At 60.3% G+C, this 18,036-nt stretch carries 13 protein-coding genes and 4 tRNA genes; 5 read left to right on the plus strand and 12 right to left on the minus strand.

Annotated features, from left to right (window positions below; translation table 11 throughout):
* Positions 1-6 precede the first annotated feature (6 nt).
* Complete coding sequence (locus tag ACVHNU_RS20670; RefSeq protein WP_003228306.1) at positions 7-1,305, plus strand: NAD(P)/FAD-dependent oxidoreductase; 1,299 nt, start codon at positions 7-9, stop codon at positions 1,303-1,305.
* A gap of 152 nt (positions 1,306-1,457) precedes the next feature.
* Here ACVHNU_RS20670 and ACVHNU_RS20675 read toward each other — a convergent pair whose 3' ends face one another.
* The 8 genes from ACVHNU_RS20675 to rluD form a co-directional block, all read right to left on the minus strand.
* On the minus strand, positions 1,458-3,083 hold the full coding sequence (locus ACVHNU_RS20675) for a methyl-accepting chemotaxis protein (RefSeq protein WP_473018216.1): 1,626 nt from the start codon (positions 3,081-3,083) through the stop codon (positions 1,458-1,460).
* 162 nt (positions 3,084-3,245) lie between these two features.
* Positions 3,246-3,322: transfer RNA gene (locus ACVHNU_RS20680), tRNA-Pro, on the minus strand.
* A 97-nt stretch (positions 3,323-3,419) separates the two neighbouring features.
* Positions 3,420-3,495 (minus strand) — tRNA-Lys (locus ACVHNU_RS20685).
* Between the two features lie 5 nt (positions 3,496-3,500).
* Positions 3,501-3,577 (minus strand) — tRNA-Pro (locus ACVHNU_RS20690).
* Positions 3,578-3,586: 9 nt separating this feature from the next.
* Positions 3,587-3,662 (minus strand) — tRNA-Asn (locus ACVHNU_RS20695).
* Between the two features lie 295 nt (positions 3,663-3,957).
* Positions 3,958-6,522 (minus strand): ATP-dependent chaperone ClpB, encoded by a 2,565-nt coding sequence (gene clpB, locus ACVHNU_RS20700; RefSeq protein ID WP_027612807.1) that lies wholly within the window; start codon positions 6,520-6,522, stop codon positions 3,958-3,960.
* A 130-nt stretch (positions 6,523-6,652) separates the two neighbouring features.
* Complete coding sequence (gene pgeF / locus ACVHNU_RS20705; protein ID WP_473018217.1) at positions 6,653-7,375, minus strand: peptidoglycan editing factor PgeF; 723 nt, start codon at positions 7,373-7,375, stop codon at positions 6,653-6,655.
* Complete coding sequence (rluD, locus tag ACVHNU_RS20710; RefSeq protein WP_003228314.1) at positions 7,372-8,334, minus strand: 23S rRNA pseudouridine(1911/1915/1917) synthase RluD; 963 nt, start codon at positions 8,332-8,334, stop codon at positions 7,372-7,374. The genes pgeF and rluD overlap by 4 nt, the downstream gene beginning before the upstream one ends.
* A gap of 151 nt (positions 8,335-8,485) precedes the next feature.
* Between rluD and ACVHNU_RS20715 the strand changes: the two genes are divergently transcribed.
* The 4 genes from ACVHNU_RS20715 (at position 8,486) to ACVHNU_RS20730 (ending at position 12,787) form a co-directional block, all read left to right on the plus strand.
* Positions 8,486-9,505 carry an outer membrane protein assembly factor BamD gene (locus tag ACVHNU_RS20715; protein WP_003228317.1) on the plus strand — a complete coding sequence of 340 codons (1,020 nt, stop codon included), beginning with the start codon at positions 8,486-8,488 and terminating at the stop codon, positions 9,503-9,505.
* Between the two features lie 126 nt (positions 9,506-9,631).
* Positions 9,632-9,865 carry a PP0621 family protein gene (locus ACVHNU_RS20720; RefSeq protein WP_045122641.1) on the plus strand — a complete coding sequence of 78 codons (234 nt, stop codon included), beginning with the start codon at positions 9,632-9,634 and terminating at the stop codon, positions 9,863-9,865.
* On the plus strand, positions 9,855-11,444 hold the full coding sequence (locus tag ACVHNU_RS20725; RefSeq protein WP_473020093.1) for a sensor histidine kinase: 1,590 nt from the start codon (positions 9,855-9,857) through the stop codon (positions 11,442-11,444). The genes ACVHNU_RS20720 and ACVHNU_RS20725 overlap by 11 nt, the downstream gene beginning before the upstream one ends.
* A complete protein-coding gene (locus tag ACVHNU_RS20730) occupies positions 11,441-12,787 on the plus strand; it encodes a sigma-54-dependent transcriptional regulator (RefSeq protein ID WP_226501106.1) in 1,347 nt (448 codons plus the stop codon). The genes ACVHNU_RS20725 and ACVHNU_RS20730 overlap by 4 nt, the downstream gene beginning before the upstream one ends.
* Positions 12,788-12,901: 114 nt before the next feature.
* Here ACVHNU_RS20730 and thiO read toward each other — a convergent pair whose 3' ends face one another.
* From thiO to ACVHNU_RS20750, 4 genes are read right to left on the minus strand one after another with little or no spacing between them, the layout of a single operon-like run.
* Entirely contained in the window at positions 12,902-14,002 is a 1,101-nt protein-coding gene (gene thiO, locus ACVHNU_RS20735; protein ID WP_473018219.1) for a glycine oxidase ThiO, read from the minus strand.
* Between the two features lie 58 nt (positions 14,003-14,060).
* The gene (locus ACVHNU_RS20740) at positions 14,061-14,462 is read right to left on the minus strand and encodes a type IV pilin protein (RefSeq protein WP_003228325.1); all 402 of its coding nucleotides are present in this window, start codon (positions 14,460-14,462) and stop codon (positions 14,061-14,063) included.
* A gap of 15 nt (positions 14,463-14,477) precedes the next feature.
* Positions 14,478-17,567, minus strand: coding sequence for a pilus assembly protein (locus ACVHNU_RS20745; protein WP_103521602.1), 3,090 nt, complete (start codon positions 17,565-17,567; stop codon positions 14,478-14,480).
* The gene (locus tag ACVHNU_RS20750) at positions 17,554-18,033 is read right to left on the minus strand and encodes a pilus assembly PilX family protein (RefSeq protein WP_045122842.1); all 480 of its coding nucleotides are present in this window, start codon (positions 18,031-18,033) and stop codon (positions 17,554-17,556) included. The genes ACVHNU_RS20745 and ACVHNU_RS20750 overlap by 14 nt, the downstream gene beginning before the upstream one ends.
* Between the last annotated feature and the right edge of the window lie 3 nt (positions 18,034-18,036).

The following is an 18,036-nucleotide window of genomic DNA, read 5'->3' on the forward strand; positions in this document are numbered from 1 at the left end:
ATCCCTATGTCCCATCGTATTGTTATTGTCGGCGGCGGCGCCGGCGGTCTGGAGCTGGCTACCCGTCTGGGTAAGACTCTGGGCAAGCGCGGCACGGCCAGTGTGATGCTGGTCGACGCGAACCTCACGCACATCTGGAAACCACTGCTGCACGAAGTGGCCGCCGGATCGCTGAACTCTTCCGAAGACGAACTCAACTATGTTGCCCAGGCGAAATGGAACCACTTCGAGTTCCAGCTTGGGCGCATGAGCGGGCTTGATCGCGCGCAGAAGAAAATCCAGCTGGCCGCCACCTACGACGAGAATGGCGTGGAACTGGTACCGGCTCGTGAAGTGGCCTACGACTCGCTGGTGATCAGTGTCGGCAGCACCACCAACGACTTCGGTACCCAGGGCGCGGCGCAGCACTGCCTGTTCCTCGACACTCGTAAACAGGCCGAGCGTTTTCACCAGCAACTGCTCAACCACTATCTGCGCGCGCATGCCGGGCAGACCGATGTGATCGAGCAGATCAGTGTGGCGATCGTCGGGGCCGGCGCCACGGGCGTCGAGCTGGCGGCAGAACTGCACAATGCCGCACACGAACTGGCGGCCTACGGCCTGGACCGGATCAAACCGGAAAACATGCACATCACCCTGATCGAAGCCGGCCCTCGGGTGCTGCCAGCCCTGCCGGAGCGCATCAGCGGCCCGGTGCACAAGACTCTGGAGAAACTCGGGGTCAATGTGATGACCAACGCTTCGGTCAGCGAAGTGACCGCCGACAGCCTGATCACCGCCGATGGCAACGTGATCAAGGCCAGCCTGAAAGTCTGGGCTGCCGGGATTCGCGCGCCGGGTTTCCTCAAGGACATCGACGGTCTGGAAACCAACCGTATCAATCAGCTGCAAGTGCTGCCGACGTTGCAGACCACCCGCGACGAAAACATTTTCGCCTTCGGTGACTGCGCCGCGTGCCCGCAACCGGGTTCGGATCGCAACGTGCCACCGCGTGCGCAAGCCGCGCACCAACAAGCTTCGTTGCTGGCCAAGTCGCTCAAGCTGCGCATCGAAGGCAAGACCCTGCCGGAGTACAAATACACCGACTACGGCTCGCTGATTTCGCTGTCACGCTTCTCGGCTGTGGGTAACTTGATGGGCAACCTGACCGGCAGTGTGATGCTCGAGGGCTGGCTGGCGCGGATGTTCTATGTCTCGCTGTACCGCATGCACCAGATGGCGCTGTACGGGCCGTTTCGCACGGCGATGCTGATGCTGGGCAGCAAGATCGGTCGCGGTACCGAGCCACGCCTGAAGCTGCATTGATTTAAAAACGGTGGGAGCAGGCTTGCTCGCGAAGAGGTCGTGTCATTCAACATTCATGTCGACTGATACACCGCTTTCGCGGGCAAGCCCGCTCCCACATTGTTTTGCGCAGCTCACAAATCCAGCTCACCCCTAAAATCGATCTCTGTTCATCAGAGCTGGAAGCGCCGCACCATGCCTTGCAGCGCGTTGGCCAGTTGCGACAGTTCGTGACTCGACGCGCGGGTCTGATCGGCGCCCGCTGCCGAACGGACCGACAGGTCGCGAATGTTCACCAGGTTACGATCCACTTCCCGCGCAACTTGCGCCTGCTCTTCGGCGGCACTGGCGATCACCAGATTGCGCTCATGAATCTCATGCACTGACGCGGTGATGGTTTCCAGCGCCTCCCCGGCGCGCTCGGCCAACGCCAGCGTGGTCGTGGCCCGTGCAGCGCTGGCCTGCATCGAATCCAGCGCCAGGCTTGAACCACTGCGCATGCCCTGCACCATCTGCTCGATCTCCTGCGTCGATTGCTGGGTGCGATAGGCCAGCGCCCGCACTTCATCGGCGACCACCGCAAAACCTCGTCCGCTCTCCCCTGCGCGGGCCGCCTCGATGGCGGCGTTGAGCGCAAGCAGGTTGGTCTGCTCGGCAATGGCACGGATCACATCCAGCACTTTGCCGATGTCCTGTGACTGGTTGGCCAGCGATTGCACCAACTCGCCGGTGTGCTGCACGTCGCTGGCCAGCGCATTGATGGCCGATGCGGTGTCGCTGACCCGCGCCTGTCCCAGTTGCGCCGACTCACTGGATTGACGGGTGGCATCGGACGTCGACACGGCATTGCGAGCGACTTCTTCAACGGCCGTGGTCATTTCATTGACCGCCGTGGCGGCCTGTTCGATTTCGTTGCTCTGCTGTTGCAGGCCTTGTGTGCTGCCGAGCGTCACCGCATTCAGCTCATCAGCAGCGGTGGCCAGTTGCGTGGCCGAACCGCTGATGCCTTGCAGCGTTTCCCGCAGGTTCTGCTGCATGGTCGCCAGCGCCTTGAGTAAACGACTGACCTCATCGTTGCCGTGGGTTTCGATCGGTCGGGTCAGATCGCCCCGGGCCACGCTTTCGGCAGCGCTGACAGCGGTGCTCAGCGGACGGACGATGCTGCGGGTGAGCAACATGGCCAGGGCCACCGTGGCCAGCGCCGCCAGCGCGATGAACAGACTGACGATGGTGCGCGAGGTCTGATAGTGGTCAGCGGATTTCTGGCTTTCAGCGGCCACCTGTCTGGCGAACAGATCCGCCAGGTCATTGAGCTGCTTGCCGGAGCCGTCGACCACGGTTTTCATATCAATCAGCAGCAGTTTGGTCAGTGCGTCACGCTGGCCTTGATCGGCCAGGGTGAAGGATTGCGCGATACCGGTGCGATACGCGGCAAAGGTTTTTTTGAACTGGTCATAGAGCTGCTGGCCTTCCGGCGTCGTGACCAGTTTGTCGTAGGCGGCGATCTTCTCGCTCAGCTCTTTGTCGCGGGTGTCCATCTGGCTGCGGTAAGTCGCGATGTTCTTCGGATCCTGATCAAGCGCCATGCGCAGGGAAATCGTGCGGATCCGCAGCATCAACTCACGAATCTCGTCGCCGCCGCGAATGCTCGGCAGCCACTGGCCCTCTACCGCAACTTCACTGTCACGGATGCTCGACATCTGCCCCAAGGCAAATACCCCAAGCAACGCCACCAGTACCGCGATCAGGGCAAAACCCAGTGCGGCACGTGGAGCAATATTCAACTGACGAAGCAACATGAGGAACGCCCTTATTCTTGTATTGGCCAGATTGAAGGGGCGAACAGCGGCAGTCCCCTCTCGTTAGCGGGCTATCGGCAAGTTGTACGATGACTTGAAGAGAATTGTCTTTTGCGAGGACAAAAAAAATCCCCGTATCTTTCGATACGAGGATTTTCAATATGGTCGGGGTAAGGGGATTCGAACTCCTGACATCCTGCTCCCAAAGCAGGCGCGCTACCGGACTGCGCTATACCCCGGTAAAAAAAAGGCGACCTTTCAAAGATCGCCTTCTTCGATCAGCGCTTTTGGCCTCTGATCTTAAGATTCGATCCCAGCGCTAACTGGTTTCAAAAATGGTGGGTCGTGTGGGATTCGAACCTACGACCAATTGGTTAAAAGCCAACTGCTCTACCAACTGAGCTAACGACCCAAAAATGGTCGGGGTAAGGGGATTCGAACTCCTGACATCCTGCTCCCAAAGCAGGCGCGCTACCGGACTGCGCTATACCCCGGCTTGAAATTGGCTCCGTGACCAGGACTCGAACCTGGGACCCAATGATTAACAGTCATTTGCTCTACCGACTGAGCTATCACGGAACTACATATTTCAATTTACAACGGTGAATCTTACAGCTCTTAGACGTCGTTCGCATCGCTGCGTTCGTGTGTCTGAGGCGCGCTATTCTACAACCTAGAACACCTCTGTCAACCCCCTAAATCGCTTTCAAGTTAATGATTTGCAACTTATTTCAGATTTCAGCTCAGTGAGCTGAGATGCTGCGGGTGACTGACTGCGGGGCGCACTTTACAAGCCTTTTCCTTAGAGTTCAACAGCCTAACGAAAAAAAGGCCTCGCAAAGCGAGGCCTTCCTTATTTCATTGGCTTTGCCGCTCAGTCGAAAACGATTTCGTCGTTCACGACCTTGCCGGTCGCCGTATCGCCCGGCAGGAAATGCCCTGACAGGATCAACTGCGCCAACGGGTTTTCGATCCAGCGCTGGATCGCACGTTTGAGCGGACGTGCGCCATAAACCGGGTCGTAACCCACGGCAATCAACTTGTCCATCGCTTCCGGACTCAGTTCCAGCTTCAGCTCGCGCTCGGCCAGACGACTGCGCAGACGGCCCAGCTGGATCTCGGTAATGCCCGCGATCTGATCCCGCGCCAGCGGCTCGAAAATCACCACTTCGTCGACCCGGTTGATGAACTCCGGACGGAAGTGCGACGTCAGCGCGTCCATCACCGCTGCACGCTGGGCCTCACGATCACCGACCAGTTCCTGGATCTGCGACGAACCGAGGTTCGAGGTCATGACGATCACGGTATTGCGGAAATCCACCGTGCGCCCGTGACTGTCAGTCAGACGGCCGTCCTCCAGCACTTGCAGCAGGATGTTGAACACATCCGGGTGCGCCTTCTCGACCTCATCCAGCAGGATCACCGAGTAAGGCTTGCGACGCACCGCTTCGGTCAGATAACCACCCTCCTCGTAGCCAACATAGCCTGGTGGTGCGCCGATCAGCCGTGCCACGGAATGTTTCTCCATGAACTCGGACATATCGATCCGCACCATCGCCTCTTCAGTATCAAAGAGGAATTCGGCCAGCGCCTTGCACAGCTCGGTTTTACCGACACCGGTCGGGCCGAGGAACATGAACGAGCCGCTTGGACGATTCGGATCCGCCAGCCCGGCACGCGAGCGGCGTACCGCGTTGGCGACCGCAACCACCGCTTCGTCCTGACCGATCACACGCTGGTGCAACAGGCTTTCCATCTTCATCAGCTTGTCGCGCTCGCCTTCAAGCATTTTCGACACCGGAATACCGGTCCACTTCGAAACGACTTCGGCGATTTCCTCTTCGGTCACCTTGCTGCGCAGCAACTGGTTTTCGCTCTTGCCGTGCTGGTCGACCATTTGCAGGCTGCGTTCCAGATCCGGGATCACCCCGTACTGCAATTCGGCCATGCGGTTGAGGTCGCCTTTACGACGTGCCGCTTCCAGCTCCTGACGCGACTGCTCGATCTTTTGCTGAATCTGCGCCGAACCCTGTACCTCGGCTTTTTCCGAGTTCCAGATTTCTTCCAGATCCGAGTACTCACGTTCGAGGCGGACGATTTCTTCCTGGAGTTTTTCCAGGCGTTTCATCGCCGCTTCATCGCTTTCTTTCTTCAGTGCCTGAGATTCAACCTTGAGCTGAATCAGGCGACGCTCCAGACGATCCAGCACTTCCGGCTTGGAGTCGATCTCCATGCGGATACGGCTGGCGGCCTCATCGATCAGGTCGATGGCCTTGTCCGGCAACTGCCGATCCGTGATGTAACGATGGCTGAGCTTGGCCGCGGCGATAATCGCGCCGTCGGTGATCGCCACTTTATGGTGAACCTCATAACGCTCCTTGAGGCCACGCAGGATGGCGATGGTGTCTTCTTCACTCGGCTCGTCCACCAGCACTTTCTGGAAACGCCGCTCAAGCGCCGCATCCTTCTCTATATATTGGCGGTACTCGTTGAGCGTGGTTGCGCCGACGCAGTGCAGCTCACCGCGCGCCAGTGCCGGTTTGAGCATGTTGCCGGCATCCATCGAGCCTTCGCCCTTACCGGCGCCGACCATGGTGTGCAATTCGTCGATGAACAGAATGATCTGCCCTTCCTGCTTCGACAGCTCATTGAGCAGGGCTTTCAGGCGCTCTTCGAACTCACCGCGATACTTGGCACCGGCAATCAGCGCGCCCATATCCAGCGACAGCAGACGTTTGCCCTTGAGGCCGTCCGGCACTTCGCCGTTGATGATGCGCTGGGCCAGACCTTCGGCAATCGCGGTTTTACCCACGCCAGGTTCACCGATCAGCACCGGGTTGTTCTTGGTGCGACGCTGCAGAACCTGAATGGTGCGGCGAATTTCGTCATCACGGCCGATCACCGGATCGAGCTTGCCTTCTTCGGCACGCTTGGTCAGGTCGACGGTGTATTTATCCAGCGCCTGACGCGACTCTTCGTGGTTGGCGTCATTCACCGCCTCACCGCCGCGCAGGTTGTTGATCGCGTTTTCCAGGGCTTTTTTGCTCACGCCCTGGCCGAGCAGCAATTTGCCGAGCTTGCTGTTCTCGTCCATCGCGGCGAGCAGCACCAGTTCGCTGGAAATGAACTGATCGCCCTTCTGCTGGGCCAGACGATCCGCCTGATTGAGCAGACGCGCCAAGTCCTGCGACATGTTCACGTCGCCGGTCGGGTTCTGGATTTTCGGTAATTGGTCGAGCTCTTTGGTCAGCTCTTTGCGCAAGCTGTTGACGTCGAAGCCGACTTGCATCAACAGGGGTTTGATCGAACCACCCTGTTGTTCAAGCATGGCTTGCATCAAGTGCGCCGGCTCGATGGCCGGATGATCGTGGCCGACAGCCAGGGATTGGGCGTCGGACAACGCCAACTGAAGTTTGCTGGTTAAACGGTCTATACGCATGGGGTCACCTTCCTTTTGAGCAGGCCGGACCTAAAAACCATCCTGAATAAAGAAACCTGCCAGATACCACTGTAGATGTGGTCGATTCTGGGAGATTCAAGCGGCGGACAGTTGATGCAGATCAGTCAGTCTAGCGGGTGAGCCAGATTAAGGAGGCGAACCGACCTGTGCGCGACGCACGGCGGTAAGAAAAGAAGCGCGGGTCGGTCACGGTGCAGAAACCGCCGCCATAAACCGCGGTGACACCGCGTTCAGCCAGACGCAGGCGCGCCAGCAGATAGATGTCAGCCATGAACTTGCCTGCATTGTGGCTGGGCACGAAGGCGGCTGCCGCTTCGGGGAGTTGATTGACGAAGACCTCGCGTACTTCCGGGCCGACTTCGAAGGCTTTCGGGCCGATGGCCGGGCCGAGCCAGACCAGCACGTCCGCCGCAGCGGTATCGAGATGATCGAGGGTGGCTTCAAGTACGCCCGCCGCCAACCCGCGCCAGCCGGCATGGGCCGCCGCAACCCTGGTGCCGGCACGGTTGCAGAACAATGCCGGCAAGCAATCCGCGGTCATCGCCGTGCAGGCAACCCCGGGAGTTGCCGTCCAACTGGCGTCGGCGGTGGCAACCACGCCCGGATCAGCATGAGCCACGTCAATTCCGTGCACTTGCTGCAACCACGCAGGCTTGATCGAGAAGTGTTCGGTCAGACGCCGACGATTCTCGGCTACTGCTTCCGGGCGATCATCGACGTGATCGCCCAGATTGAGGCTGTCGAACGGTGCCTCGCTGACACCCCCCTCGCGGGTGGTGACACAGGCCCTGACGCTGGCCGGCGCAGGCCAGTCCGGCGTCAGCCAGTTCATCCGACGAATGCCTCGCGATCCTGCTTGAGCAGGGTCAGCAGCCAGACGAAATCTTCCGGCAGCGGCGATTCCCAGCTCATGCGCTCACCGCTGGTCGGATGATCCAGTTCAAGGAAGCGCGCGTGCAATGCCTGACGCGGGAAGTGCTTGAGCGATTCGACCATGGTCGGGTTCGCAGCAGGCGGAATACGGAAACGCCCGCCGTACGCAGGGTCGCCGACCAACGGGAAGTTGATGTGCGACATGTGCACACGGATCTGGTGAGTCCGGCCGGTTTCCAGTTTGACCCGCACGTGCGTGTGCGAACGGAAACGCTCCAGCACGCGGTAGTGACTGACGGCCGGCTTGCCGCCTTCCATCACTGCCATGCGTTGGCGCTGCTGGCCGTGACGGCCGATCGGGGCGTTGATCTTGCCCCCGGCGGTCACGACACCAATCACGATGCACTCGTAGATCCGGCTGACGCTGCGGCTTTGCAGCTGGGCAACGAGCTTGGTCTGCGCCTGAATGGTCTTGGCCACCACCATCAGACCGGTGGTGTCCTTGTCCAGGCGATGCACGATACCGGCGCGCGGGACATTGATGATGTCCGGCACGTGGTGCAGCAAGGCATTGAGCAAGGTGCCATCGGCGTGACCGGCAGCCGGGTGCACCACCAGGCCCGCAGGCTTGTTGATCACCAGGATGTCGTCGTCTTCATAGACGATGTCGAGTTCGATGTCCTGGGCGATCCACTCGCCCTGGGCTTCCTGCTCGGCAGTCAGCTCAAGGATGGCACCGCCATGAACGATGTCGCGCGGGCGGATGACCGCCCCGTCCACAGTCAGGCGACCTTCTTTGATCCAGGCGGAAAGGCGCGAGCGAGAGTGCTCAGCGAAGAGTTGGGCGGCGACTTGATCGAGGCGTTGGCCGCCCAAATCGGACGGCACCTCTGCGCGAAGTTCAATTTTATCGGACATGCTCTGACTGGGCGTCGGCACAGCCTTTGGTTTCGGCTGCGCGCTTGTGGTTAAATACGGCGTCTTTTGCCCCGAGGCTTTTCAACGGGGCGCTCATCATAACAGGACGGCCCCGCCCAAGACAGCGGCCGTCATAGGGACGCAAGCCGCCATGCAAGTGAAACACCTGCTGCTGATCGCCATCCTCGCATTGACCGCTGCTTGCTCATCGAAGGAAGTCGTAGACGAAAACCTCAGCGAAGCCGAGCTGTATCAGCAGGCTCAGACTGACCTGGACAACAACAGCTACACCAGCGCCACAGCCAAGCTGAAGGCCCTGGAGTCGCGTTATCCGTTCGGTCGCTACGCCGATCAGGCACAGCTGGAGTTGATCTACGCCAACTACAAGAACGCCGAGCCGGAAGCTGCAAAGTCCGCCGCCGAGCGTTTCATTCGTTTGCATCCGCAGCATCCGAACGTGGATTACGCGTATTACCTCAAGGGTCTGACCTCTTTCGACCAGGACGTCGGCCTGCTGGCGCGCTTCCTGCCGTTGGACATGACCAAGCGTGACCCGGGCGCTGCCCGCGACTCGTACAACGAGTTCGCGCAGCTGACCAGCCGCTACCCGAACAGCCGCTACGCGCCGGACGCCAAGCAGCGCATGATCTATCTGCGCAACCTGCTGGCGGCCTACGAAATCCACGTAGCCGACTACTACCTGACCCGTCAGGCCTACGTCGCCGCCGCCAACCGTGGCCGCTATGTAGTGGAAAACTTCCAGGAAACCCCATCGGTCGGCGACGGCCTGGCGGTGATGACCGAGGCTTACCAGCGTCTGCACCTGGACGAGCTGGCCGCCACCAGTCTGGAAACCCTGAAGCTCAACTACCCGAACCACCCGAGCCTGAAGGACGGTCAGTTCGTGCCATCGGTCGCCGAAGCCGACAACCGTTCGTTCCTGAGCAAGGCGACTTTGGGCCTGATCGAGTCGCGTCCGCCGCTGCCGCCGGGAGAAACCCGCGCCAACCAGGACGTGCAGAAGCAGTTCCAGGATGCAAAAGACGCAATCCCGAACGAGCTCAAGCCAAAAGACGAAAACGGCGAAGTGATCGAAGAAACTCACGAAGCCGCCGGCAACAACGACGACCGCTCGTGGTTCAGCTACATGACTTTCGGCATCTTCGACTGATCACACCGGGTACACAAAAAAGGGAGATCTGCGGATCTCCCTTTTTCATTGCCGGGCGTTAATAGTCTGTGCGCCTGACGACTCCTTGGCTAAACTGCCGAATCATTAGCCGAAAAGCCGCCCATCATGCTTCGTTTACTGTTCTGGATTGTCCTGATTTTCGCTGCAGTATGGTTGTGGCGAAAATTCAAGGCGCCCTCCGCGTCTGCCCAATCGCCCCGCGAGCAAGACGCCGCGCCGATGGTGCGTTGCGCTCATTGCGGCGTGCACCTGCCCCGCGATCGCGCGCTGAACCTTCAGCAACAGTGGTATTGCAGCCAGGCTCACCTTGAGCAAGGCCCAGGCACCAGTGATCGCTGAGGCCGCCAACGCCGACAGTAAACAGGCGCAGCGCCTGCTGCGCCTCTATCATCTCTACCGTTTAAGCGTCGGCATCACCCTGGTGCTGCTGATCTCCAGCAACATGGACAACCGCCTGCTGACGTCGGCCGACGACGAACTGCTGCGCAGCGGCAGCTGGTTGTATCTGGTGCTGAACATTCTGCTGGTGGTGTTCCTGGAGAACACCCGCCGCCCGGCGCAGCTGTTCACCCTGGCGCTGGTCGATGTGCTCTTGCTGTGCGGCCTGTTCTACGCGGCGGGCGGCGTGGCCAGCGCCATCGGTAACTTGCTGATTGTCTCGGTGGCGATCGCCAACACCCTGCTGCGCCGACGCATCGGCTTGCTGATAGCCGCCATCAGCGCTCTCGGTATCATTGGTGCAAGTTTCCTGCTGAGTTTCAACCACCCCCTGAGCGCCAACAATTACCTGCAAGCCGGAACCCTGGGCGCCTTGTGTTTCGCCGCTTCACTGCTGGTACAGGGTCTGGTCAGACGCCTGGAAGTCAGCGAAAACCTCGCCGAAAAGCGCGCCAGCGAAGTGGTCGGCCTCGAAGCCCTCAACGCCCTGATTCTGCAGCGCATGCGCACCGGCATCCTGGTGCTCGATGACCAGCGCCGGGTGCAACTGGCCAATCACAGCGCGAAAAGCCTGCTGGCGCAGTCGCACCTTGAGGGGCATTTGATCGATGACTACTCGCCGGCACTGGTCGAGCGTCTGCAACTGTGGCTGAGCAACCCGACCCTGCGCCCGCAGAGCCTGAAGATTCCCGGCAACGGCCTGGAACTGCAACCGAACTTCATCGCCCTCGCACAGAGTCCGAACCAGCAAACCCTGGTGTTTCTCGAAGACCTTGCACAAGTCGCCCAGCAAGCCCAGCAACTCAAGCTCGCCGCGCTCGGGCGCCTGACCGCCGGCATCTCCCATGAAATCCGTAACCCGCTGGGCGCCATCAGTCACGCCGCGCAGCTATTGGGTGAGTCCGAGGAACTCGATGGCGCGGATCGGCGTCTGACGCAGATCATTCAAGACCACTCCCAGCGCATGAACCGAGTCATCGAAAACGTCCTGCAACTGTCGCGCCGCCAGCAGAGCGCTCCGCAACGCCTGGATCTCAAACCGTGGCTGGAACGCTTCGTCTGCGAGAGCCGCGAACAGGCGACTGAGCGCCAGTTGATTCATTTGCGGATCAACTCCGGGGACTTCATCACATTGATGGACCCCGACCAACTGACGCAAATTCTCGACAATCTGCTACGCAACGGCTGGCGGCACAGCGCCCTGCTGCACGAGCAGGCCGAGGTCTGGCTGGCACTGTTCATCGACCCCGACAGCCAGCTGGCGGTGCTCGAGGTGCAGGACAACGGCCCCGGTGTACCACCCGATCAGCAGGCCGATCTGTTCGAGCCGTTCTTCACCACCAGTAGCCAGGGCACCGGCCTTGGGCTTTATCTGTCCCGTGAGCTGTGCGAAAGCAACCAGGCGCGCCTAGACTTCAAACCACGCCAAGGCGGCGGCTGCTTTCGCATCACCTTTGCTCACGGACGGAAACAAAGTTGAACACGAGCCCACGGCAAAAAATCCTTATCGTCGATGACGAGCCGGATATCCGCGAACTCCTGGAAATCACCCTGGGTCGGATGAAACTCGACACTCTAAGTGCACGCAACCTCGGCGAAGCCCAGGCGCTGTTGCACAACAACACCTTCGACCTGTGCCTGACCGACATGCGCCTGCCCGACGGCACGGGGCTGGACCTGGTGCAGCACATCCAGCAACGTTATCCACAACTGCCGGTGGCGATGATCACCGCGTACGGCAGTCTGGAAACAGCGATCAACGCCTTGAAAGCCGGGGCCTTCGACTTCCTGACCAAGCCGGTTGATCTGACGCGCCTGCGCGAACTGGTCAGCACTGCGTTGCGCATGCCGGCAGCCGGAGGCAGCGTGACCTCGATCGACCGGCGCCTGCTCGGTGATTCGCCACCGATGCGCAATCTGCGCAAACAGATCGACAAACTGGCGCGCAGTCAGGCACCGGTCTACATCAGTGGAGAATCGGGCAGCGGCAAAGAACTGGTCGCGCGGCTGATCCACGAACAGGGGCCACGCGCCAGCAAGCCGTTTGTGCCGGTCAACTGCGGGGCGATTCCGTCCGAATTGATGGAAAGCGAATTTTTCGGCCATCGCAAAGGCAGCTTCACCGGCGCAGTGGAGGACAAACCTGGGCTGTTCCAGGCCGCACACGGCGGCACCCTGTTTCTCGACGAAGTGGCGGACCTGCCGCTGTCGATGCAGGTGAAATTGCTGCGGGCGATTCAGGAGAAAGCCGTGCGCAGCGTCGGCGGCCAGCAGGAAACGGTGGTCGATGTGCGCATTCTTTGCGCCACCCACAAGGATCTCGACGCCGAGGTCGCCGCCGGGCGCTTTCGCCAGGACCTGTATTACCGCTTGAACGTGATCGAACTGCGCGTGCCATCCCTGCGCGAACGGCGCGATGACATCGAAGTGCTGGCGGCGCACATGCTCCAGCGTCTGGCGGCAGGCAGCGGCCGCGCGGCGGCTCGTTTGCACCCGCAGGCGCTTGAGGCGCTGAAGAGTTACCGCTTTCCGGGAAATGTTCGAGAGCTGGAAAACGTCCTTGAACGGGCGCACACGCTGTGTGAAAACCAGTTGATCGAGGCCGCAGATCTGCGTCTCAGCGAAGGTAATTGCACGGTCGAGGGCGGTATTGCCGACCTGACGCAGATCGATAACCTGGAGGATTATCTGGAGAACGTCGAGCGCAAGCTGATCCTGCAGGCGCTGGAGGAAACGCGCTGGAATCGTACGGCGGCGGCGCAGCGGTTGAGTCTGTCGTTTCGCTCGATGCGCTACAGGCTGAAGAAACTAGGTCTGGATTGAGGCCCCTTCGCGAGCAAGCCCGCTCCCACATTGGATTTTGTGAACGACAAAAATCAACTGTGGGAGCGGGCTTGCTCGCGAAAGCGGTCTGCCAGCCAGCAGAGAAAAATCTGACTAAATGCGACCTGCAGGCGCATACGGCGCCGGATCAATAATCGGCGCACGCCCCAGCATCACATCGGCAAACAACTGACATGACGCCGGCGCCAGCACCAGCCCGTTGCGGTAATGCCCGCAGTTCAGCCACAAACCCTCAAACCCCGGCACCCGGCCAATATACGGAATCCCCTCAGGCGAGCCCGGACGCAACCCGGCCCAATGCCCCACCACTTCGGCATCCGCCAGCGCCGGCAGCAGCTCGACCGCCGAAGCCTTGAGGCTCTCCAGCGCGACATCGGTCGGCGTCTTGTCGTAGCCTTCGTGCTCCAGCGTACTGCCGATCAGAATGTGCCCGTCGCGACGCGGAATCGCATAACGCCCCTTGGCCAGCACCATGCTCGGCAGGAAATCCGCCGCACATTTGTAGAGAATCATCTGGCCCTTGACCGGCTCGACCGGCAACGTCAGATCCAATGTCTTGAGCAGATCACCGCTCCATGCCCCGGCCGTCAGCACGATCTGCTCACCGCGGATCAGGCCTTTGGACGTCTCGACGCCAACCACTCGCTCCCCTTCGCGAACAAACCCGCTGACTTCGCATTGCTCGTGGATGGTCACGTTCGGCAGCGCCAGCAAAGCGGCTTTCAACGATTTGACCAGACGCGGATTACGCACATTGGCCACATCGGCCATGTAGATCGCCCGGGAGAATCCGCCACCCAGCACCGGCACCGCATCGTGCGCCGCCGAAATATCCACAGCCCGCAGCGGACGGTTTTCCCGTTCGGCCCAGGCCAGCGCCTCGGCTTCATCATCCAGATCCAGCCAGTACAGGCCGGTGGTATGCACTTCGGGATCAACCCCGGTATCGGCAAACAGCCGCTCGCCCAGCTGTGGATAAAAATCCTGCGACCAATGCGCCAGCGCGGTGACTGCCGGGCTATAGCGCCACGGGTACAGCGGCGAAACGATCCCGCCGCCGGCCCAGGACGACTCCTGACCGACATTCGAACGATCCAGCAGCACCACGCTGCGCACTTCTGAGGCGAGGTTGTAGGCGGTCAGCAGGCCAATCACCCCGCCACCGACAATCACCACTTGCTGTTGCCTGGTCATGTTTGATCCAACCGTAAAAAAGACAGTGGGCGCAAAAAGGCGCCCTTGAGAAGGTACCTCAGCGGCCCCAGCAATCCTTGGTGGTCAGCCCGGTGGTTGCGTTGTTCATACTTCTGACGCCAGTGTTGGTCAGGGTGAAATCCCCGCACTTGTCGGTGGCCATGGTCGTGCCAGCATTACGGGTGGCCGTCAGCAGGAAGGTCTGGTCAGTGATCGTCGGGGTGATGGTGTAGAAATCATTGCCCGTGCTCAGACCGGTGATGCCGGTATAAACATTGTTCTTGGTGTAGAAGCGCTCGAGGATCTGCGCCTGTTCCGAGAGCAGCGACACCACTTCGGCGCGCCGACCTTTTTTCAGGTATTCGGTGTAGCTCGGTGCGGCGATGGTGATGATGATCCCGATGATCGCAATCACGATCATGATTTCGATCAGGGTGAAACCCCGGTTGAATCTGCGCATGCCTCAAACTCTCACTTACTGTATTTGTCGCCACATGATACGACGGCTGCCGCCACCGGGTTTTTCCACCAGCGTGGTCACGGTGCCACTGGAATCGTTGACGATCTTGCGGGTCGCGCCATTGACGATGGCGTTCAGGGTCGGAATTCCGCCGGTGAACACCACGCCGCTGGAAATCGTGTCGTTGCTGTCGACCACGCCATCGGCGTTGGTGTCGAGCACCGCGTAGTTGAGCATCTTACCGCTGAACGCATCCAGTTCGACCAGTTTGCCGGTGCCGAAACTGGCACACGGGTCGGTGGTATCGACACTGGCGGTGGTAAACACGATGCGTCCGAGCACCAGACTGGCCTGATTGATCACCCGCTCGCCGGTCAGCACGTTGTTGTACACCAACGGCAGATACCAGCCCTTCTCCGCCGGATAGGTCGTGTCGTTCTGGCTGGTGGTGATGAACTGTCCGGCGCTGCCGGAGAACACCCCGGTCACTGCTTGCGCCTGCAAACTGCTGACGGTCAACTGACCGGAACCACCATCGGCGTCCCACACCGAGTAGAACGCCTGCAAATCCTTGTTGGTCTTGTCGGCGGTCTCGTTGAATTTGCCGGTGCCGACGAAGATCTGTTTGCCCCCCAGCGAATTGTCCGCCAGCAGCGGCTGCGCGGTGATCGGCTGAGTCGCCCCGCCCGCCGTAGTGAAAAGTGGTTTGCCGGAAAACGCCACGCCCCAGCTGTCGGTCGACGTCGCGCTCAGATCGAATTTCCACAGACGCCCTTTCAGATCACCGCCATAAGCGGCCTGCACCACGTTCGACGAATTGACCTTGAGCTTCACCGACGACAGGCCATTAGTGGTTTCGGTACTGTCGATGACGATCTTCTTGATCAACGAACCGTCACGCACATCCAGCACATACAAAGCCGCCACTCCGGAGTTGCTGCCATAACCATTGGCAATGAACGCCGCCCAGCGACCATCGGCCAAGCGTGCCACTTCCGGCCGGGCATAGGCGTAACCCAGATCATTGAATACGTTGGCAGTGTTCACCGTGGCAGGTGCACTGACTTCCCACAGGGCATTGAGCACATTGCCCGCGGACGCGTCGAACAGCTGCAGTGCATAGAAAGTCTTGCCGCCGGCACCGGTGCCGCCGATGGCCACGGTTTTCCAGGCACTGTTGAACTGAAGATCGTAGACCCCGACCTGGCCGTCCACCAGAAACTTGTGGCTGACGCCATTGATGTACGCCGGATCGGCAATCAGCCGCAGCGACGGCAACACGCTGGACGGCATGTAGGCATAGCGTCGAGTGCCGTTGGCCGAGTTGATCACGTTGACGAAACCGTCATTGGCGTTCACCACCAGATTGGCATTCATGTTCGCCGCTTTGGTGGTCAGGTACGTGGTGTAGGTGGTGTCGCCCGACAGGTCGGAGGCGGTTTTGTCGCTGGGCGAGGCCAGCACCAGCGGCGAGTTGATGATGTCGCCGAGCAACACGCTGCGCACCTTGAGCCCGGTCTTGTTGGTGCCCTTGCTCCACTCCACCAGATCACTGCCGCTGATGCCGGTGGGCAGGCTCTGGCTGAGCGTCGTCTGTTGGGTCGCGGAAAAGTTGCCGTAGGCCAGAGTCACGGCGGCATTGCTGCTGGTGTTCCACGATTGATAGGTCGGTGCGGTCGCGCCCGGCACGATGGTGGTATCGGTGGTCCACAACGCTGCCGAGGTGTTCACCGCTCCAGCCGAAGTGAAGCCAAAGGATTTGATCGTGCCGCGCCAGTCCTTGGGGTCGTAACTGGTCTGGAAATAACTGGTGCCACTGGCCAGCGTGGTGCCGCTGGTGACACCGCTGCCGCCGGAGCCGGCCTTGGAAGTGATTTCACTCAATGCCGACGACAGTGCGGCGTTGAGGCCGGTACTGTCGTTCGCCAGGTAATACTTGCCCTGCCCGTAACTGGCGGCGTCCGACAGCATCGTGTTGGTCGCGGTGAACCCGACGGTGTAGGTGTTCATGTTCTGCTTGGGAAAATCCGCCGAACTCCAGCTCTTGCCCGCCGCATCGACGCCGGTCGAACGCATGTCGATGTCGTAGGCGAACTTGGCGATGTCATCCAGATACAGCGTGTCGCCTTCATTGTCGCCATTGAGGTTGTTGCCGTCATTGTTGATGCCGTCCCAGTTCGGCAAGCGACTTCCGCCCAACGGGTCATTGGTGGGAAACGTGCGGTCATACGTCGGAAGGCCGTCGGTGATCACTACGCCATAGTTCTTCTGGCAGCGGTACTGGATCGGACTGGTGTAAGTGGTGGGTGTGCTGTTGTAGTACGGCGTCATGCCGCGCATGTACCGGGTGATTTCGTAATAGGTTTCCGCCAATGGCGTGTTGGCCACGGCCCCCAAACCACCGATCGCCGAAATCAACGCATTGTAGTTGGCGTCGGCCTGCGCCTGGGTCACGCTGCCGGAGACCGGCGACAGATCACTGATGGAACGAGCGATGTATCCACCGTTCCCGGGGTTGTTGCTGGTCACCGGGTTGAAGGTCGACAGGCCCATGCGCAAGTTACGGTTGCTGGTGACCAGTGCGGTGGACACGTTGCGCGCGACGTTGATCCGATAGTCGTTGGGAATCGCCCCGGTGGTGAAGTCGCGAGTGCCATTGTTGATCGCCAGCCCGACCACGTAGGCGATGTAATCCCCCGTGTAGCGGGTGTTACCACCGCCCACCGGGTCAGGCAGCTTCAGGCACAGCGGCGCAATGCTGTTGTTGTAGAAGGCAAAGGCGCCGCCGGAACAGCCAGAGGTCGGCAGACTCGATAAAAACACCGGATCACCGGTAATCGCTGGCGCATTCAGTGCCGAGCACAGCCCAAGAAAGGCATTGCATTGCCGCGCCGGTGTACGCGTGACGGTCGGATCGAATCCCGCCGCGTAAATGATGCTGTTCATGCTGCCGGAATCGTCGATCAGCAACATCACGTTGGGCGGTACCGCAGCGGCACTCAGCAGCGGCGAGTCGGAAGGCGTGAACGCATAAGCCGGCGCTGCCAGATAAAAGCTCAGCAGCATGCCGGCCAACAACGTCCGGCAGCGCTCAATACTTCGCATAGACGCTCTCCACCACACTGCGCGAAGTGCCGGCGATGCCGACTGCGGTCACTCGATACAAGGTCGCCGAGGTGTTGCTCGGCACGTTCACCGCCGTCAGCGTGGTACCGATGTTCTGCACACCATAAAAGCCGTTACCTGCGGCGACCCACGTCACCCCCGAGGTCGAGTTGAGCCCCGCCGCACTGACCACCGAGGACTCCGCTGGCGGCGCACATTGCGTGGCGCTGGCGCACACCGCCAGCGAATAACTGTCGAGTTGCACCGCACTCTCGCCGATGCGCAACGCCGCCTCGGCGGTCTGGAACGACTGATTACGCAGGCTGACGCTACCGGCCATTTTCTCCTGCAGGTTGGCACTCTGCATCGAGGACAGCCCGATCAAGGTCAGCAGCAACAGAAACACCAGACTGACCAGCAACACCATGCCGCGCTGGGTTTGCCTCTGGTTGAACGTGATCCTCATCAT

The organism is Pseudomonas sp. Ors-4-3C (assembly GCF_055755035.1).

Coding starts and splice junctions, on each gene's coding strand:
- ACVHNU_RS20670 (WP_003228306.1), top strand. CDS start 7: ATGTCCCATCGTATTGTTATTGTCGGCGGCGGCGCCGGCGGTCTGGAG.
- ACVHNU_RS20675 (WP_473018216.1), bottom strand. CDS start 3,083: ATGTTGCTTCGTCAGTTGAATATTGCTCCACGTGCCGCACTGGGTTTT.
- clpB (WP_027612807.1), bottom strand. CDS start 6,522: ATGCGTATAGACCGTTTAACCAGCAAACTTCAGTTGGCGTTGTCCGAC.
- pgeF (WP_473018217.1), bottom strand. CDS start 7,375: ATGAACTGGCTGACGCCGGACTGGCCTGCGCCGGCCAGCGTCAGGGCC.
- rluD (WP_003228314.1), bottom strand. CDS start 8,334: ATGTCCGATAAAATTGAACTTCGCGCAGAGGTGCCGTCCGATTTGGGC.
- ACVHNU_RS20715 (WP_003228317.1), top strand. CDS start 8,486: ATGCAAGTGAAACACCTGCTGCTGATCGCCATCCTCGCATTGACCGCT.
- ACVHNU_RS20720 (WP_045122641.1), top strand. CDS start 9,632: ATGCTTCGTTTACTGTTCTGGATTGTCCTGATTTTCGCTGCAGTATGG.
- thiO (WP_473018219.1), bottom strand. CDS start 14,002: ATGACCAGGCAACAGCAAGTGGTGATTGTCGGTGGCGGGGTGATTGGC.
- ACVHNU_RS20740 (WP_003228325.1), bottom strand. CDS start 14,462: ATGCGCAGATTCAACCGGGGTTTCACCCTGATCGAAATCATGATCGTG.
- ACVHNU_RS20745 (WP_103521602.1), bottom strand. CDS start 17,567: ATGCGAAGTATTGAGCGCTGCCGGACGTTGTTGGCCGGCATGCTGCTG.
- ACVHNU_RS20750 (WP_045122842.1), bottom strand. CDS start 18,033: ATGAGGATCACGTTCAACCAGAGGCAAACCCAGCGCGGCATGGTGTTG.